An 11,039-nucleotide genomic window follows, 5' to 3' on the forward strand; every position below is an offset into this window, starting at 1 on the left:
TAATATGGCGGTGTTGATCGTTTAACGCTGTGTTATATCGATGAAATGAATGGGGCGAGATAGCAATCTCGCCCTTTTTTTTCGTTATGAATAATTAAATGAAACTAACGGTTGTTTCCCAGCGTAGCTTGTTGGATCATTGTCGGTTATACGTCGTTTTAGCATTGAGGAATGAAGAATGAGTGAGGCTGAAGCCCGCCCAACCAACTTTATCCGTCAGATTATCGATGAAGATCTGGCGTCCGGTAAGCATGACCATATTCAGACGCGTTTCCCGCCAGAGCCGAACGGCTATCTGCATATTGGGCATGCAAAGTCTATTTGCCTGAATTTTGGTATCGCGCGTGACTATCAGGGGCAATGCAACCTGCGTTTTGACGATACCAATCCGGTAAAAGAAGACATCGAATACGTTGAGTCGATCAAACGTGACGTCGAATGGCTGGGGTTTTCATGGAGCGGCGACGTTCGCTATTCTTCTGATTATTTCGATCAACTGCACGCTTATGCGGTTGAGCTGATCGGTAAAGGGCTGGCTTACGTTGATGAACTGACGCCTGAGCAGATTCGCGAATACCGCGGTACGCTGACGGCACCGGGCAAAAACAGCCCATACCGCGATCGTACCGTGCAGGAAAACCTGGCGCTGTTTGAAAAAATGCGTAACGGTGGATTTGCGGAAGGTACAGCCTGTCTGCGTGCAAAAATCGATATGGCATCGTCCTTTATCGTGATGCGCGATCCGGTGTTGTATCGCATTAAATTTGCCGATCATCATCAGACGGGCAACAAGTGGTGCATCTACCCGATGTATGACTTCACCCACTGCATTTCCGATGCGCTGGAAGGGATCACACATTCGCTGTGTACGCTGGAATTCCAGGATAACCGCCGTCTGTATGACTGGGTGCTGGATAACATCACCATTCCTTGCCATCCGCGTCAGTACGAATTCTCCCGCCTTAATCTCGAATACGCGATTATGTCCAAGCGTAAGCTGAACCAACTGGTGGTGGAAAACGTCGTTGAAGGATGGGACGATCCGCGTATGCCGACCATCTCTGGTCTGCGTCGTCGTGGTTACAGCGCAGCCTCTATCCGTGAATTCTGTGTGCGCATCGGCGTAACGAAGCAGGATAACAACGTGGAAATGGCCGCGCTTGAGTCCTGTATCCGTGACGATCTGAATGAGAACGCTCCGCGTGCCATGGCGGTGTTGGATCCGGTCAAAGTCGTGATCGAGAATCTGTCAGCCGAGCACGAAGAGTTTGTCGCGATGCCAAACCATCCGAACAAGCCGGAAATGGGTTCACGTCAGGTCGCATTCAGCCGCGAAGTTTACATCGATCGTGCTGACTTCCGTGAAGAAGCCAACAAACAGTACAAGCGTCTGGTGCTAGGTAAAGAAGTGCGCCTGCGTAATGCCTATGTGATCAAAGCAGAGCGCATTGAAAAAGATGAGCAGGGCGTTATCACCACGATTTACTGTAGCTATGATGCGGAAACGCTGAGCAAAGATCCGGCTGACGGCCGTAAAGTGAAAGGCGTTATCCACTGGGTTTCTGCGGCACACGCGGTACCAGCAGAGTTCCGCTTGTACGATCGCCTGTTCAGTGTGGCTAATCCGGGTGCGGCAGAAGACTTCCTGTCGACGATTAATCCAGACTCACTGAAAATTACGCAAGGTTTTGTGGAAGCGAGCCTGGCGCAGGCAGAAGTAGAGAAAGCGTATCAGTTTGAGCGTGAAGGCTATTTCTGTGCTGACCGCGTTTACTCCAGTGCAGAACATCTGGTGTTTAACCGTACGGTTGGACTACGCGATACCTGGGTAGGCTAAGGCCACCAGTAAGAAGACAAAAATAAAACCGCCTAGGCGGTTTTATTTTTTTATGCGGTCGATTTATCGTGTGGAATCGTGCAGGGTTTCATCCTCTCGGCAATCCCCTTCACTGCAATGCCCGTAGAGATACAGACTGTGGTTGGACAGTTTGATGCCGTGTCTTTCTGCGATCTCGCGCTGACGTGCTTCGATATATTCATCGCGGAATTCAATGACTTTGCCACAGTCGAGGCAAATTAAGTGATCGTGATGATGCTGCTGCGTCAATTCAAAGACGGATTTACCACCTTCGAAGTTATGACGGGTTACGATACCCGCATCATCAAACTGGTTGAGTACGCGATAGACGGTAGCAAGACCAATCTCTTCGCCCATATCAATCAGTTTCTTATATAAATCTTCCGCACTGACGTGATGGCAGACAGGGTCCTGTAACACTTCCAGTATTTTCAGTCTTGGAAGAGTGACTTTCAGGCCGGCCTTCTTTAATGCGGTATTGTTGTCAGTCATGCGGGTTTAATCCTGTTGCTTACTTATCAATGGAGGTTGCCTAGCCTATGACATCGGTCGGCTCAAAAAATGCAAAAGCGTCTCAATTATAGAACCGCGCATACAAAATGAAAACAAGCGAATGTTAACAATATTGTCCCCATTCACACTATTGGTATACAACGCAATTCGTTGTTGATGAATGAGGAAATGATGATGCACATACAAAGCCGATGGGATTATTGTACAGGTTTACTGATAGAAGTTAAAAAAATGTATCAATTATTATGAAAGGTTTTACCTATCAATGCTGTTTTGGCTCTGATAGGGATTATCAGAGCCAAAATGGCTTAGCCAACCAGTTCTTTCAGGTTCAGTTCATCACTGATCTGTTTCACCCACGTTGTTACGCGTTCGCTGGTCAATTCAGGCTGACGGTCTTCATCGATAGCCAAGCCGATGAAGTGATTGTCGTCGGCGAGTCCTTTAGAGGCTTCAAAGTAATAGCCCTCTGTTGGCCAGTGACCGACAATCGTCGCGCCGCGCGGCTCAATAATGTCACGGATAGTGCCCATGGCATCACAGAAGTATTCTGCATAGTCTTCCTGATCGCCGCAGCCAAACAGGGCAACCAATTTTCCTGTGAAATCCACTTCTTCCAGCGATGGGAAGAAGTCATCCCAATCGCACTGAGCTTCACCGTAATACCAGGTTGGAATACCCAGCAGCAGAATATCGAAACCTTCGAGGTCTTCTTTGCTGCTTTTGGCGATGTCATGAACATCAGCGACGTTGGTGCCTAACTGCTGTTGAATCGTTTTGGCGATGTTTTCAGTGTTGCCAGTATCACTGCCAAAGAATATTCCGATGAGTGCCATGAATTGAATAACCTCTTGATTCCTAATGGTATGGTGTAATATTTCACCCACTTATCTGTTAATAATAACAGACACTCACATCGGGAGAAACTCGTATCGGTAAGGATGCGTAAATCAAGAGTGTGTGAAATGCGAGGTAAGTAAGGAAACGAAACGTATCTCTGCTTGATGCTAAATTCCCCATAATGAATAGGGATTATGTTATTGTCTGAGACTCAGTACACATTCCCTTAATAGCGTTGCGGTTATTTATTTGCAACTGCGTTTCATTTTTTATGAATGTATTTTTTATTTTATGGTTTGTTTCAATTGTAATTAAAAGCAGACTTCTGTTTGTGAAGAATAAAAGTCACGTAACGGTACGTTGTTATTCGTGGGAATTAAAATACGTACAAAAGATAATGTTTTTATAGAATTGAAAATCTGTAACATTTCGCGGGAATATTCTTAGGGAATGGAAATAAGAATTATAACCATTTGCAGCTGAAACGATGCAAATCTATAAAAGGGGGTTTTATTCTTTTGATGTTAAAGAATAAAATGAAATGTCATTCAAACTACTTTGTCGCCTGGTAACCTGTCCATGCTAACGCACGCAGGACGCGGGTTGGCGGCGTGTTCTCTTGCAACCCTATGATTAGAAGACTTATATCTATAAAAATAGGTAGGCTTATTCTCAGTATGAAAAATTATATTAATAAATATAGCGAGAACGCTAAATATTCTCTGTATTTAGCCGATGAGTTAGCGTGGTTTTTGAGTTTTCAACTCGGTGAAATGTGAACGCTAGGGAGAAGTGACTTGTTTCATGGTGTGAATTTTCTGATTCATATCGGTTGATTAGCGATAAAAATCTTTTTAACCATTTTCCTGATTTGGAGTGAGCTATGAAACTTATAAAAAATATTGCCATCAGAACCGCGATGCTATGGGTTCTGGGCATTTTTTGTGTTCTTTGGGGTGGCGTATCGATATATACCATGTTCTCTTTTAAAGAGATGACTGCGACCTCGAAAACCAGCACCTTGCTGGTTCAGAACATGAATTTTATCAACCAGGGCAACGATCAATATTTCCGTATGGTAACCCGTCTGGCGCGTGCGGTTGACGCTCGTCGCAGCGGTGATAATGCCACCGCAGATAAAGAGCAGGCTTCTGCACTTGTTGCGCTGGATAAACTGAAATCTGATTTGGTGGCGTTTAATGCTATCGATCATGCGGGTCTGGATGCTGCGCTGGTACAGGCCGTTAGTCGTGACTGGAATAACCTGGTGACTCAGGGCGTTGAACCGCTTTACCAGAAGGCCGTTGCTAACGCGCTGGACGACTACCAAAATCAGGCCAAGAATGTTGTGCCGCCATTGAGCCGTCAGTTTGGCGCCTCTCTCTCCGCATTCAGTAACGCCAGCGCAGAGAAATTTGATGCCGCCGGTGTTCGTTTTGAACAAATTACCACGATTGGACAGAACATCTTGCTGAGCGGGTTGATTATCGGCCTGATCATGCTGTTCCTGACCGACCGCTATCTGGTGGTGTGTCTGGTTCGTCCATTAAACGATCTGCGCTATCACTTTAGCGTGATTGCTTCCGGCCACTTGGGCAAACCGATTCTGGACTTTGGTAATAACTGTGTCGGTCGCCTGTTCCCACTGCTGCGTGAAATGCAGGGGAGTTTGGCCAGCACGGTTAGCACAATCAGAAACAGCACGGATTCTATTTATCAGGGCGCTTCTGAGATTGCCGCAGGCAACAACGATCTGTCTTCACGTACCGAAGAGCAAGCTTCCGCGCTGGAAGAAACTGCGGCGAGCATGGAGCAACTGACGGCAACGGTGAAACAGAATGCCGAAAACGCCAACCATGCCAGCCAACTCGCATTACAAGCCTCGACAACGGCGAAGAAGGGCGGTGAAATTGTTGAGAACGTGGTGAAAACCATGGCGGAAATCTCCGGCAGCTCGAGAAAAATTGCAGAGATCACCACCGTGATTAACGGCATCGCGTTCCAAACCAACATTCTGGCGCTGAACGCGGCAGTAGAAGCGGCACGTGCGGGTGAACAAGGCCGCGGGTTTGCCGTAGTGGCGGGCGAAGTACGTAGTCTGGCGCAGCGCAGTGCGCAGGCAGCGAAAGAGATTGAAGGACTGATTTCTGAGTCTGTTCGCTGTGTGGATACTGGCTCCAATCTGGTTAGCGACGCGGGTGACACCATGCAGGATATCGTCCGTGCGGTGACTAACGTGACGGATATCATGGGTGAAATTGCGTCGGCATCGGAAGAACAAAGCAAAGGGATTGCGCAGGTTGGTCAGGCCGTGGCGGAAATGGACAGCGTAACGCAGCAAAACGCCGCGTTGGTTGAACAGGCCTCGTCAGCAGCCTTGTCTCTGGAAGAGCAGGCGGCGCTGTTGAACCAGACTGTGTCGCTGTTCCAACTGTCCGATACGCAGTCAGGACTGCAAGTGGCGGCAAAACCGGTGCTGAAAACGCCGGTGATTGCCCCGCGTGCGGGCAAAACGCTACCGCCCAGTAACGACAATTGGGAAAAATTCTAAGCGTCGTTTTAATCTGAGAGAGCGTGTGTAATCTTGGGTGAATGTTCAGGCGGCGTCAGAAATGGCGCCGCACAAGATGTGAGTACCTAAGCTATTAAAATACAAGGTTATTTAAATGCAGCGTTATTTAAATACTACGTTATAAATATCAGGTTACGTCAATCAGGATTGCTGTTCGGCCAACTGCGCCAGCAGCATCTCTTCAATCAATTCACTGCGGCTAATGTTCCGCTCTTCAGCAAGGCTGTTCAGGATATCGACGGCGTCGCTGTTAATCTTTAATTCAACACGGCGCAACCCACGAACTTTATCGCGACGTAGTTGATTACGCTTGTTAATTCTTAGTTGTTCGTCACGCGTGAGCGGGTTGGTCTTGGGGCGGCCCGGACGACGCTCATCTGCGAACAGATCCAGTGTGGTGCGATCCGTTTGTTCTTTTGCCATAAGTAATATACTGCAAGGTATTCGGACCAAAATACACGGCGCTGTCCGTCTTGTTCTACAGATAAAATCGATGCCTATTCTCACCCTGCTACAGGATTGTCAGGTGGCGGTTTTCTATCTGTGAAACATGTTGGGAAGTTATGCGTGCATTTTGATGAAGTGGTTACAATGCTTGTGGCTGAATCAGCCGTCCCTCTACTGCGGGCGTCATCATACCCTAGCCGCACTGGCGGCGACAACGGTTAACTGCCGCCGTTATCATGAATCCGCCAGTGTCAGTATCGTCTGGTTAATTCGTGTCCAGAAAACGGTGGATAGCGCGCAAAACCGCATCGGGTTTTTCTGAGTGAACCCAGTGACCGGCACCGCTGATCACATGCGCACGCGCCGCCGGGAACTGGCGAAGCAGTGAATCGCGGTAACCATCGTCCAGATAGGGAGAATCGCCGCCGCGAATGAACAGGATTGGCCCTTGCCAGGCCGGAACCTCTTGCCAGCCAACGATGTTTTCGTATTCATCCCACAGCACCGGTACGTTAAAACGCCACTCTCCCTGTTGGAAGGATTTCAGCAAAAACTGAATCACACCGTCTTCTTTTATGTGCTGGCGCATGAGTGTTGTTGCTTCTGCGCGTGATGTCACGCCCGCTTCCGTTACGGCACGCAGTGCGGCAAAGATAGTGTCGTGGCGGCGTACCTGATAATCCACCGGCGCGATATCAATGGCGACCAGCTTGTCCAACCGTTCGGGAATGAGCGCGCTGAGCGCCATGGCGACTTTTCCGCCCATCGAATGCCCAATAACAATAGCGCGTTCGATGTTCAGTTCATCCAGTAATGCCAGCACATCCTGCGCCATCTCGGGGTAATTCATCTGCGATGAACGTGGCGACAAACCGTGATTGCGTAAATCGATTTGCAGAATGTCATGCGTGTTTTGCAAATCCCGGCCCAATACGCCAAGGTTATCTAATGTGCCAAACAGGCCATGAATCAGGATGACAGGAAGTTTATCTGTGGGTTGGTGCGCATTTTGCCAGCGATGATTCAATTTCATGGTGAAGTTCATTCAGAGAGACATGGGGTTAGGGTATCATGACTTTAGAATCAATGTTGTCGCTGAAGGAACAGTATAGCCACTCGAAGGGATGTGAAAGGCATTGGGGCATAGTCTGACTTTTGCTATTGTCCCACTATGCCGCTGTTCGATAATGTTTGAACGCCTGTATAATCCTTTTGATTTGAGTCATCTACCCATAGATGTCGGGTTACAGAAGGGGAACGTCTCTGTAATTTGCATGATAATGGGTAAAAACAGCACTGGATAAAGATGAAAACTATTGAAGTCGACGAAGAGCTTTATCGTTATATTGCCAGCCACACACAGCATATTGGTGAGAGCGCATCAGATATTTTACGGCGCATGCTGAAATTTACCGCTGGGCAGCCTGTCGCAACGCCTGCGGTAGCGGCTGCCGCAACAACAACGACGTCTCAGCCTGCCGCTGCACCGAGCCCGCGCGATCGGGTACGAACCCTGCGTGAGCTGCTGCTGTCGGATGAATACGCTGAACAGAATAAAGCCATTAATCGCTTTATGCTGGTTTTGTCCACGCTGTATACCTTATCGCCGCAGGAATTTGCTGCCGCGACAGAATCTCTTCATGGCCGCACCCGCGTCTATTTCGCGGGCGACCAGCAAACCTTGCTTCAGCATGGCACACACACTAAGCCCAAACATATTCCGGGCACGCCATACTGGGCGATCACCAACACGAATACCGGTCGTAAACGCAGCATGGTTGAACACATCATGCTGGCAATGCAGTTCCCCGCAGAACTGACAGAAAAAGTGTGCGGCACTATCTAACTATTTATCTATTTAACTATCTATCAACTATCTATCTAACCACAGCGTTAGGGAGAAGCGCCAATGGCTAATCACCCAAGGGCCGGACAGCCTGCCCAGCAGAGCGATTTGATTAATGTGGCACAGTTAACGTCACAATATTATGTGCTGCGCCCGGAAGTCGGCAACACAGCGCACGCGGTGAAATTCGGTACGTCTGGTCATCGCGGTAGCGCGGGGCGTCATAGCTTTAATGAACCGCACATTCTGGCGATTGCGCAGGCGATTGCTGAAGAGCGTAAAAAGCAAGGTATCAGTGGCCCGTGCTATGTCGGTAAAGATACGCATGCGCTCTCCGAGCCGGCGTTTATCTCTGTGCTGGAAGTGTTGGCTGCCAACGGCGTGGATGTGATCGTGCAGTTGGATAATGGTTTTACGCCAACGCCTGCGGTGTCTAACGCGATTCTGGTTCACAATCGTCAGGGCGGTGCGCTGGCGGACGGCATTGTGATTACGCCGTCTCACAACCCGCCGGAAGATGGTGGCATCAAATATAATCCGCCGAACGGTGGCCCGGCAGATACCAACCTCACTAGCGTGATTGAGACGCGTGCGAATGCGCTGCTGGCGGATGAACTGCGTGACGTTAAGCGCATCACGCTGGATCAGGCGTTGAACAGCGGACACGTCCATGAACAGGATCTGGTTCAGGCCTATGTCGAAGGGCTGGCTAGCGTGGTGGACATGGCGGCGATCCAACGCGCCGGTCTGAAGCTGGGCGTTGACCCGCTGGGTGGTTCCGGTATTGCCTACTGGCAGCGTATCGCAGAGCACTACAAGCTGGATCTGACGCTGGTGAACGATGCCGTCGATCAGACATTCCGCTTTATGTCGCTGGATCACGATGGTGTGATCCGTATGGACTGCTCGTCAGAGTTCGCGATGGCTGGGTTGCTGGCGCTGCGTGACAAATTCGATCTGGCGTTTGCCAACGATCCTGACTATGACCGCCACGGTATTGTCACGCCTTCTGGGCTGATGAACCCGAATCACTATCTGGCGGTGGCGATCAACTACCTGTTCCAACATCGTCCACAGTGGGGACAGTCTGTTGCTGTCGGCAAAACGCTGGTATCCAGTGCGATGATCGACCGCGTGGTTGCTGATTTGGGCCGTAAGCTGGTAGAAGTACCGGTTGGCTTCAAATGGTTCGTTGACGGCCTGTATGACGGCAGCTTTGGCTTCGGTGGTGAAGAGAGCGCGGGGGCGTCTTTCCTGCGCTTTGACGGCACGCCGTGGTCGACGGACAAAGATGGCATCATCCTGTGTCTGCTGGCGGCAGAAATTACAGCCGTGACGGGGAAAAACCCGCAGCAGCACTATGATGAGCTGGCACAGCGCTTTGGCGCGCCGAGCTACAACCGTATTCAGGCTTCTGCGACGCATGCGCAAAAAGCTGTGCTGTCTAAGCTGTCGCCTGAGCAAGTATCAGCCAGCACGCTGGCGGGCGATCCGATTACGGCACGCCTGACCGCTGCGCCGGGCAACGGGGCATCGATTGGTGGCTTGAAAGTGATGACGGAGAACGGCTGGTTTGCTGCACGTCCTTCCGGCACGGAAGAAGCCTACAAGATCTACTGTGAAAGTTTCCTCGGGGCGGAGCACCGAGAGCGAATCGAGAAAGAAGCGGTAGAAATTGTCAGTGCGGTACTCGCAACGGCTAAATAAGTGAAAAGGCGCTGCTTGCAGCGCCTTTTTTAATCTTGTACGGACAGAAAATGCAGAACGCCTTTACCCCAATGCGACAAGCAGCGCTCCCACGGAAATCAGCGCCACGCCAGCTCCCGCTATCAGCGAAATTTTTTCTCCCAGCAGTATGACCGCCAGCACTACAGCGAAGACCACGCTGAGCTTATCGATCGGCGCGACCTGTGCGACGTTACCGTTCTTCAACGCCACAAAGTAAAACAGCCACGACAGCGCCCCCGCGACGCCGCTGAGCACAATAAACAACAGCGCTTTCTTATTGGCGACAACCTCACCGACCAGCGCCAGTTTGCCTTGTGCGACCACCACTCCCACTAGAAAAAGTGCCATGATGACGGCACGAATCGCGGTCGCCGTATTGGCGTCCAAATTTTGCAGACCGATCTTGCCAAATATCGCGACCATCGCGGCACACACGGCAGACAGCAAGGCGTAAATTAACCAACTACTCATGACGGCGTATTCCTGAAGAAAAGACAGGCGTGTACCGCAGGAGATATTCTCCACGGACGTTGCCTGATACAGAAATGTGATTTTACGGCATAAAACGATAGCCGATAGCGGTTTCAGTCAAGAGATGGCGCGGTCTTGCCGGATCGCTTTCCAGCTTCTGGCGCAGGTGCCCCATATAAATGCGCAGATAGTGGCTGTGCTCGACGGCGTTCGGCCCCCAGACTTGCGTCAGGAGCTGACGTTGTGTCAGCACTTTGCCGGGGCTGGCGAGGAGTGTGGCTAACAAACGAAATTCGATGGGTGTCAGGTGCAGTTCCTGACCGTCGCGATTCACCTGCCGATTAAGTAAATCGACGGTAATATTACCAAAGCTCACCAGCGGCGTTTCCTGCTGTGTATTGCTGTGGCGACGCAACGCGACACGTAACCGTGCCAGCAGCTCGCCGATGCCGAACGGTTTCGTCAGGTAATCATCGGCACCCGCATCCAGTGCGTCTATTTTATCCTGCTCGTCGGTGCGGGCAGACAGCACAATCACGGGCAGGCTGCTCCACTGGCGTAAATCGCGGATGTAGTCGATACCGTTGCCGTCCGGCAGGCCCAAATCGAGAATAATCAGATCGGGTTTGCGCGTGGCTGCTTCCAGCAAGCCGCGCTGCATCGTTTCGGCGTCAAACACGCGACAGCCTTCGCCTTCCAGCGCCTGACGAACAAAACGACGGATCTCTTTTTCATCTTCAACGATTAAAATAGTGGCCTGCAAT

Annotated in this window: 10 protein-coding genes; 4 read left to right on the top strand and 6 right to left on the bottom strand. The window is 50.3% G+C overall.

The genetic code is table 11. The annotated features are described in order from the left end of the window. Positions 1-178: 178 nt before the first annotated feature. Positions 179-1,837 (top strand): glutamine--tRNA ligase, encoded by a 1,659-nt coding sequence (gene glnS, locus BJJ97_RS11610; protein ID WP_095698862.1) that lies wholly within the window; start codon positions 179-181, stop codon positions 1,835-1,837. Positions 1,838-1,900: 63 nt separating this feature from the next. Here the strand turns inward: glnS and fur are convergent, their stop codons facing one another. Next, on the bottom strand, positions 1,901-2,350 hold the full coding sequence (gene fur, locus BJJ97_RS11615) for a ferric iron uptake transcriptional regulator (RefSeq protein ID WP_010285452.1): 450 nt from the start codon (positions 2,348-2,350) through the stop codon (positions 1,901-1,903). Positions 2,351-2,679: 329 nt separating this feature from the next. After that, positions 2,680-3,207, bottom strand: a complete 528-nt coding sequence (gene fldA / locus BJJ97_RS11620) for a flavodoxin FldA (protein WP_010285453.1) — start codon at positions 3,205-3,207, stop codon at positions 2,680-2,682. Positions 3,208-4,094: 887 nt separating this feature from the next. On the opposite strand from fldA, the gene BJJ97_RS11625 reads away from it, so the two are divergent. Then, positions 4,095-5,762, top strand: a complete 1,668-nt coding sequence (locus tag BJJ97_RS11625; RefSeq protein WP_095994019.1) for a methyl-accepting chemotaxis protein — start codon at positions 4,095-4,097, stop codon at positions 5,760-5,762. Between the two features lie 162 nt (positions 5,763-5,924). On the opposite strand, the gene ybfE is transcribed toward BJJ97_RS11625, so the two are convergent. Continuing rightward, positions 5,925-6,206, bottom strand: coding sequence for a LexA regulated protein (gene ybfE / locus BJJ97_RS11630; RefSeq protein WP_010285457.1), 282 nt, complete (start codon positions 6,204-6,206; stop codon positions 5,925-5,927). A 289-nt stretch (positions 6,207-6,495) separates the two neighbouring features. Continuing rightward, positions 6,496-7,263 carry an esterase gene (ybfF, locus tag BJJ97_RS11635; protein ID WP_095994020.1) on the bottom strand — a complete coding sequence of 256 codons (768 nt, stop codon included), beginning with the start codon at positions 7,261-7,263 and terminating at the stop codon, positions 6,496-6,498. Between the two features lie 273 nt (positions 7,264-7,536). On the opposite strand from ybfF, the gene seqA reads away from it, so the two are divergent. Next, the gene (gene seqA / locus BJJ97_RS11640) at positions 7,537-8,076 is read left to right on the top strand and encodes a replication initiation negative regulator SeqA (RefSeq protein WP_095994021.1); all 540 of its coding nucleotides are present in this window, start codon (positions 7,537-7,539) and stop codon (positions 8,074-8,076) included. Between the two features lie 63 nt (positions 8,077-8,139). After that, on the top strand, positions 8,140-9,783 hold the full coding sequence (pgm, locus tag BJJ97_RS11645; protein ID WP_039319251.1) for a phosphoglucomutase (alpha-D-glucose-1,6-bisphosphate-dependent): 1,644 nt from the start codon (positions 8,140-8,142) through the stop codon (positions 9,781-9,783). A gap of 63 nt (positions 9,784-9,846) precedes the next feature. Here pgm and BJJ97_RS11650 read toward each other — a convergent pair whose 3' ends face one another. Together BJJ97_RS11650 and kdpE are read right to left on the bottom strand one after the other, a co-directional pair. After that, positions 9,847-10,275: an EamA family transporter gene (locus tag BJJ97_RS11650; RefSeq protein WP_095994022.1), complete on the bottom strand. Its 429-nt coding sequence runs from the start codon at positions 10,273-10,275 to the stop codon at positions 9,847-9,849. Between the two features lie 82 nt (positions 10,276-10,357). Beyond that, entirely contained in the window at positions 10,358-11,038 is a 681-nt protein-coding gene (gene kdpE, locus BJJ97_RS11655) for a two-component system response regulator KdpE (RefSeq protein ID WP_010309408.1), read from the bottom strand. Position 11,039: the final 1 nt, after the last annotated feature.

Source organism: Pectobacterium polaris, from assembly GCF_002307355.1.
GTDB lineage: Bacteria > Pseudomonadota > Gammaproteobacteria > Enterobacterales > Enterobacteriaceae > Pectobacterium > Pectobacterium polare.

Bases quoted from the DNA above. Each gene is read 5' to 3' on its own strand.
- glnS (WP_095698862.1), top strand. From the start codon at position 179: ATGAGTGAGGCTGAAGCCCGCCCAACCAACTTTATCCGTCAGATTATC.
- fur (WP_010285452.1), bottom strand. From the start codon at position 2,350: ATGACTGACAACAATACCGCATTAAAGAAGGCCGGCCTGAAAGTCACT.
- fldA (WP_010285453.1), bottom strand. From the start codon at position 3,207: ATGGCACTCATCGGAATATTCTTTGGCAGTGATACTGGCAACACTGAA.
- BJJ97_RS11625 (WP_095994019.1), top strand. From the start codon at position 4,095: ATGAAACTTATAAAAAATATTGCCATCAGAACCGCGATGCTATGGGTT.
- ybfE (WP_010285457.1), bottom strand. From the start codon at position 6,206: ATGGCAAAAGAACAAACGGATCGCACCACACTGGATCTGTTCGCAGAT.
- ybfF (WP_095994020.1), bottom strand. From the start codon at position 7,263: ATGAAATTGAATCATCGCTGGCAAAATGCGCACCAACCCACAGATAAA.
- seqA (WP_095994021.1), top strand. From the start codon at position 7,537: ATGAAAACTATTGAAGTCGACGAAGAGCTTTATCGTTATATTGCCAGC.
- pgm (WP_039319251.1), top strand. From the start codon at position 8,140: ATGGCTAATCACCCAAGGGCCGGACAGCCTGCCCAGCAGAGCGATTTG.
- BJJ97_RS11650 (WP_095994022.1), bottom strand. From the start codon at position 10,275: ATGAGTAGTTGGTTAATTTACGCCTTGCTGTCTGCCGTGTGTGCCGCG.